5 protein-coding genes and 1 rRNA gene are annotated in these 6,072 nt (G+C 41.0%); 1 reads left to right on the forward strand and 5 read right to left on the reverse strand.

What is annotated here, in order from left to right; translation table 11 throughout:
• Nucleotides 1-53 precede the first annotated feature (53 nt).
• Both I6E61_RS11750 and I6E61_RS11755 read right to left on the reverse strand, forming a co-directional pair.
• Nucleotides 54-1,082: a methionine synthase gene (locus I6E61_RS11750; protein ID WP_197134956.1), complete on the reverse strand. Its 1,029-nt coding sequence runs from the start codon at nt 1,080-1,082 to the stop codon at nt 54-56.
• 58 nt (nt 1,083-1,140) lie between these two features.
• Nucleotides 1,141-2,178, reverse strand: coding sequence for a DUF1852 domain-containing protein (locus tag I6E61_RS11755; RefSeq protein WP_197134957.1), 1,038 nt, complete (start codon nt 2,176-2,178; stop codon nt 1,141-1,143).
• A 431-nt stretch (nt 2,179-2,609) separates the two neighbouring features.
• On the opposite strand from I6E61_RS11755, the gene I6E61_RS11760 reads away from it, so the two are divergent.
• Entirely contained in the window at nt 2,610-3,938 is a 1,329-nt protein-coding gene (locus I6E61_RS11760) for an esterase-like activity of phytase family protein (protein WP_197134958.1), read from the forward strand.
• Between the two features lie 182 nt (nt 3,939-4,120).
• Here the strand turns inward: I6E61_RS11760 and I6E61_RS11765 are convergent, their stop codons facing one another.
• From I6E61_RS11765 to rrf, 3 genes are all read right to left on the reverse strand, one after another.
• Nucleotides 4,121-4,714 (reverse strand): 2-hydroxychromene-2-carboxylate isomerase, encoded by a 594-nt coding sequence (locus tag I6E61_RS11765; protein ID WP_197134959.1) that lies wholly within the window; start codon nt 4,712-4,714, stop codon nt 4,121-4,123.
• A gap of 58 nt (nt 4,715-4,772) precedes the next feature.
• Nucleotides 4,773-5,501, reverse strand: a complete 729-nt coding sequence (locus I6E61_RS11770; RefSeq protein WP_197134960.1) for an SDR family oxidoreductase — start codon at nt 5,499-5,501, stop codon at nt 4,773-4,775.
• Nucleotides 5,502-5,962: 461 nt separating this feature from the next.
• Nucleotides 5,963-6,072, reverse strand: a 5S ribosomal RNA gene (gene rrf, locus I6E61_RS11775); the annotation flags it as partial.

Consider the following 6,072-nt stretch of genomic DNA (forward strand, 5'->3'; position numbering starts at 1 on the left):
TTTTAGTTTTGCAAGGGAAATTCTTTAAATAGAATTTCCTAAACGGCTAAACTCTAAGCAGTCAACTCTTGACGAACAATCTGTGCACCTGCACTTAATGCATTTAGCTTGCCTCTTGCCACTTGGCGAGACAACGGTGCCATACCGCAATTGGTCGCAGGATATAGCTTATCAGCATCGACAAATTGTAACGCTTTGCGTAGTGTGTTTGCTACTTCTTCAGGTGTCTCAATAGTATTGGTTGCTACATCAATAGCACCGACCATCACCTTTTTGCCGCGAATTAATTCAATCAAGTCCATAGGCACACGTGAGTTTTGACACTCTAGTGAGATAATATCGACTTTCGACTGTTGCAACTTAGGAAAAGCTTTCTCATATTGACGCCATTCTGAACCCAGTGTTTTCTTCCAATCAGTGTTGGCTTTGATGCCATAACCGTAGCAAATATGGACAGCCGTTTCACATTTCAAGCCTTCAAGGGCACGCTCTAAAGTAGCTATACCCCAGTCATTCACCTCATCAAAAAACACGTTAAAGGCAGGCTCATCGAATTGAATGATATCAACACCAGCAGCCTCTAGCTCTTTCGCTTCTTGATTGAGGATTTTGGCAAATTCCCAAGCCAGTTTTTCACGACTTCTATAATGACCGTCATACAATGTATCAATCATCGTCATCGGCCCTGGCAGCGCCCATTTGATTGGCTGATTGGTCTGCTGACGTAAAAATTTAGCATCTTCAACAAATACAGACTTTGGGCGGCTCACTGCACCAACAACAGACGGCACACTTGCATCATAGCGATTACGGATTTTGACCGTCTCACGCTTCTCAAAATCAACGCCATCCAAATGCTCAATGAACGTGGTCACAAAGTGCTGACGGGTCTGTTCACCATCACTGACGATATCAATACCTGCTTGTACTTGTTCCTGTAGTGACACACGTAGAGCATCTTGTTTGGCTTCAATCAATTGCTCACCTTCTAATGCCCAAGGTGACCAAATTTTCTCTGGTTCTGCTAGCCAAGAAGGTTTCGGTAAGCTGCCAGCAGTTGATGTCGGTAATAATAATTTCATGTGATTCATCTTCTTATTTATTCATTTATTTTTTATTATGCTAATTAGTGAGGACCAGTTAGGCGGCTTGTTGCCTAATAGCTTTTTCTTTAGCCGCGGCTCTTTGTGCTGCTTCGCTTTTCAGATCATAGCTTGCCGCCCACTCTTCAAGAATAGCTTGGTACGGCTTAATGAACTGCTCTTCAGTGAATTTGCCTTGCGTCACTGCCATCTGGCTACGCTCGGCGCGGTCATACACAATTTGAGTCAGTGAGTAATCTTGGTACTTTAAGCTTGGTTGATACACTTCACCTGCTCTCGAGTTGGCATTATAAATCTCAGGACGGTAGATTTTTTGGAAAGTCTCCATCGTACTGATAGCGCTTATCAGCTCAAGATCCGTGTAATCACCTAGCAAGTCACCCGAAAAATAAAACGCTAACGGCGCAGCGCTGTTTTCAGGCATAAAGTAGCGAACGGTTAAGCCCATTTTGTGAAAATAGTCATCAGTCAACGAATAGTCATCCTGTCTATACTCAACGCCTAATACAGGATGCTGGTTGGCTGTACGGTAATAGGTTTTACTGGTTGAGACACTGAGACAAATCACAGGTTTTTTGTGAAAGTTAGCGTTGTAAGCTTCTGAGTTCAATAAGTATTGAAACAGTTTGCCATGCAGCTCACCGAAATTATCTGGCGTGATCGATGCTAAATTCTTATCACGATGCTCTGGCAGTACCACACTAAAATCGTAGTCGCGTACATAAGACGAGAAACTATTACCAATCATACCGTCGATACGTTTGTTATCTTTATGATCAACAATCGTTGTTTGTAGCGTCTCAATGATTGGGAAGGTATGACCATTACCTTCAATATCCATATCAACAGATATGATATCAACCTCGACAGAATAACGGTCTGCTGTCAGATTATCCCAATGCGCTAACGCGTTAAAACGATTGTTAATCATGCGTAGCGTTTTACGTAAGTTCTCTTCGCAGTGCTCGCCACGAGCCAAATTTGCAAAGTTAGTCGTCAAACGCGTGCTGTCTGCAGGCTGATAGTTTTCATCAAAACGAATGCGCTTAATTGAACAGTTAAATTCTTTACTCATGGGGATCTGCCTTAATCTATTCTCAGTATCTGAGATAAAACCAAATTTGTGTATGGAGTAGATTATGCCCGAACTACAACATGAATAAAAACGACTTAATTTAAATAAAAGATGAATTAAATTCATCAAGGTAGTTTAATGGTATAAAGAGTATTGGATAATGTCAGTATTGATTATCCATTTAACTAAATAATTGAATCTCTAGACGCCTGATTTGACTAAGAATATAGACATAACTATTTAGAACCATATTTTTCTTTTATACCATTGTGAGCTACCTTAACCAGCCTCGTCAGCATTAGTGCTAATGTCATTAAGTAGACATACTTGAAAGCCATAATTCAATCTTCTTGATTAACTACCAACAATAATTTATTTAAGAATTGGAGAAAAGGATGTACACAATTAGGGCTAACTTTTTGAGAGTAAGTATGGGTATCATCGCCACGGCTGGTATTGGTCAGTTGGCAATAGCAGCGGATGCTTACTCTGCTGAGTTGGTCTCACATGCCTTACTACCCTCTCAAACATTTATCTCTGCTCCGACTGATGCGCCCAAAGATTTGCAAGTCAGTGGTAAATACACTACTGGGAAATTGATTGAAAAACTTGGCAGTATTGAAGGAAAGTCGGCAGGTCGTCCCACTGGTATCAAACTACCGTTCCCAGGACAACCTGTGCAAGGACACTCTGGTATTAAATATATGCCTGATGGCAGTTATTGGATATTGACCGATAATGGTTTTGGCAGTAAAGCCAACTCGCCAGATGCGATGTTATTCATGCGTCAGTATAAGATTGATTGGGATAAAGGAATTTTTGAACCTATAAAAACTATTTTCTTTAATGATCAGAACAAGGTGATACCTCATCGAATTACGCATCAAGACAGTAATCGCCGCTATTTAACAGGATCTGATTTTGATCCAGAAAGTTTCCAAATAATTGATGGTGATATTTGGGTAGGTGAAGAGTTCGGCCCATGGTTACTAAGATTCGATAGCAAAGGTACTCTCAAAGCCATGTACGATACAAAAGTGGATGGAGAAGTGGTTCATTCTCCAGACCATCCCGCCTTGCAATTACCAAGCAAACCCGATGATAACCTACCGTCATACAGTATCAAACGCTCTAAAGGCTTTGAAGGCATGGCATCGGCACCAGATGGACGCTATTTATATCCCCTGTTAGAGGGCGCAGTTTATAATCAGAAAAGCCAACAATATGATTCAGTCGATGGTCAGAACTTCTTGCGCATCCTGCAATTTGATACCAAGCGTAATACCTATACTGATAAGAGCTGGAAATACATACTTGATGATAACGACTATGCGATCGGAGATTTTAATATGATCGATGATACTTATGGTTTGATTATTGAACGAGATAATTTAGAAGGTGTAAACGATAAAGCTTGTAAAAAGACAACTGGAGATGAAAGTCAGTGCTTTGACAAACCAGCCGTATTCAAACGTATATATAAGGTCAAATTAGACCCTAAAAGTGAAATCGCTGAAAAAATCGCCTATATTGATTTAATGGAAATTAAAGATACCAAGGGTGTGGCCAAAAAACCCTTAGTAAATAATCAATTTGTATTTCCATTCTTCACAATTGAAAATGTAGATATCATCGATGAAAGCCACATCGTGGTAGGCAATGATAACAATCTACCTTTTTCCTCTAGCCGAGACCCAAATCAAGCAGATGATAATGAATTAATATTGTTAGAGGTCAAGGATTTTTTAAAAGCGAAATAAATCGTAGTGAGAAGTTGCACTAGGTTATAGCCAAACTAAAAGGTATAAAGGCTCTGGCTATAAAATATCAAAATAAACCCCTGCTATTTTCAATATTAGCAGGGGTTTTCTATGCACTCAAAGGAGCTCTATTCTAGGAGCTATAGTCTAGATGCTCTCAACTCATACGTTCACTTTACCTGTTAGAGTGAGTCCTTTAAAGCATTTTCAACGAAATTTAAGCGATCTTGTCCAAAGAACATCTCGCCATTCACAAAGAAACTCGGCGCACCAAATATACCTCGGGATATAGCTTCTTCAGTAGTTGCTTTCAAACGCTCCTTGACCTCAGTCTCGCTGATACGTGTCATAAAGTCAGTGGCATCAATACCTGCTTCAGACAGTACTTCAGCTACGATCTCTGGTGATTCCATATTTAGCTTTTCAGCCCATAGCGCGTTAAAGATAGCAGTTAGACAACTTGGAAACTCAGGTTCCCCTAGGTAGGCAGTAATACCTCGCATGAGATGCATGGTATTTAATGGAAAAAATGGATTGAAGTTAAATGGTACCTCGTAAATATTCGAGAAGCGCTTAAGGTCTGTGAGCATATAAGCACCTTTCGCAGGTATCGCAGCTGGTGAAGTGTTACCAACGGCTTGAAAAACGGCTCCAAGCAACATAGGTCGCCAAATAATTTCAGCATTGTAACGCTGTGCCATGCTCTCTAATTGTGTCCATGCCAAATAACTGGCTGGACTACCTACATCAAAGAAAAACTCTATTTGTTTACTCATCTTTGCATTCCTTGCAATGTATATTAAAATTCTTGGAGGATTTATAGTTAGGTAAATATTAGAAAGTTTCCATCCATGGGCGTAAATCAAGCTCATGAGTCCAGCTGTCTCTTGGCTGACAGTGTAATTGCCAATACTGTTCAGCGATATGCTCAGGATTTAAGATACCGTCTTGGTCTTTAAGTGCATAGCGCTCAGGAAAGTTGTCACGGATAAATGCCGTATCAATAGCACCATCAATAATAGGGTGCGCAACATGTATGCCTTTTGGCCCTAACTCGCGTGCCATACTCTGTGCCAAAGCACGTAATGCAAATTTAGCGCTAGCAAAAGCGGAAAAGCCTTTACTACCTCGCAAAGAAGCAGTTGCTCCTGTGAAAATAATCGTCCCTTTTCCACGAGGAATCATAACTTTCGCCGCTTCTCTACCTGTCAAAAATCCAGATAATGCTGCCATTTCCCATACTTTTCGAAAGACTCTTTCTGTAGTCTCTACAATAGAGAAATTCACATTCGCACCGATATTGAATACCACTACTTCAATCGGCCCAATATCTTTCTCAATATGAGCGAATAACTCGATGATTTCTTTTTCTACACGCGCATCACAACCAAATGGCTTGACTACTCCGCCAGCTGTTTCAATGTCGCTAACTAACGTGTTGAGCTTGTCGACACTCCTTCTAGTCACGCATAAGGTAAAACCTTCTGTTGCAAAACGTCTTGCAACAGCGCTGCCAGTGGCATCGCCTGCCCCAATGACAACCGTTACGGGTGCTCTATACATGTCTACTTCCTTATAGGTTCCTTTTTAGAACTAACAAAAATGTAGCTTTATTTCTGAGTGCTGTCAAGCTGACCTATTATTCAACGATGAAGGAGATAGTATGTGCGTTGGGATGAACTTACTCAGCATTTTTGCTCGATGCCTGGTACGTTAGCCATCATTGGTAATCGTTCGACACTCATGATTTTATGCTTAAGATATACAGGCTGACAAAGCTTGGAGGAAGTTTATACTATATCGTTCTAGCATTAGTATAGCTGGAGAGATGAGCACATGGCTGATGAACGCAGTGTGACATTACTACAATGCGCAGGCTATTGAGGTTTAGATGAGGTCTAAATGGATAGGTAGTAATGAGGTTAGTCTTTGATATACAGACCCTAAACCCTCATTATTTCCTCAAACTGCACGCAAAGAAAACCCCCTCCGCGTTAGCGAAGGGGGCTTTTCTAGGAATAGAGAGCTGACGATGACCTACTCTCACATGGACGAATCCACACTACCATTGGCGCTACGATGTTTCACTTCTGAGTTCGGGAAGGGATCAGGTGGTGCCATCGCGCTATTGTCG

This window comes from Psychrobacter sp. NZS113 (assembly GCF_015864825.1).
GTDB lineage: Bacteria > Pseudomonadota > Gammaproteobacteria > Pseudomonadales > Moraxellaceae > Psychrobacter.